The organism is Clostridium sp. N3C (assembly GCF_900095445.1).
Taxonomy (GTDB): domain Bacteria; phylum Bacillota; class Clostridia; order Clostridiales; family Clostridiaceae; genus Clostridium_AU.
The window spans coordinates 1-381 of record NZ_FMJL01000094.1 but is presented as its reverse complement, the minus strand read 5'-3'; the positions used below and the strand labels follow the sequence as shown (position 1 = coordinate 381).

Below are 381 nucleotides of genomic sequence, written 5' to 3'. Positions count from 1 at the left end.
ATAAGCTAAGATTCAAACTTTTAAATTGAGAGTTTGATCCTGGCTCAGGACGAACGCTGGCGGCGTGCCTAACACATGCAAGTCGAGCGAGGAACTTCGGTTCCTAGCGGCGGACGGGTGAGTAACACGTGGGCAACCTACCTCATAGAGGGGGATAGCCTCCCGAAAGGGAGATTAATACCGCATAATACTGCGGTTTCGCATGAAACTACAGTTAAAGGAGCAATCCGCTATGAGATGGGCCCGCGGCGCATTAGCTAGTTGGTGAGGTAACGGCTCACCAAGGCGACGATGCGTAGCCGACCTGAGAGGGTGATCGGCCACATTGGAACTGAGACACGGTCCAGACTCCTACGGGAGGCAGCAGTGGGGAATATTGCA

1 rRNA gene is annotated in these 381 nt (G+C 53.5%); it reads left to right on the top strand.

Features of this window, described 5'->3' with window-relative positions:
* Positions 1-21 precede the first annotated feature (21 nt).
* A 16S ribosomal RNA gene (locus N3C_RS14420) occupies positions 22-381 on the top strand; the annotation flags it as partial.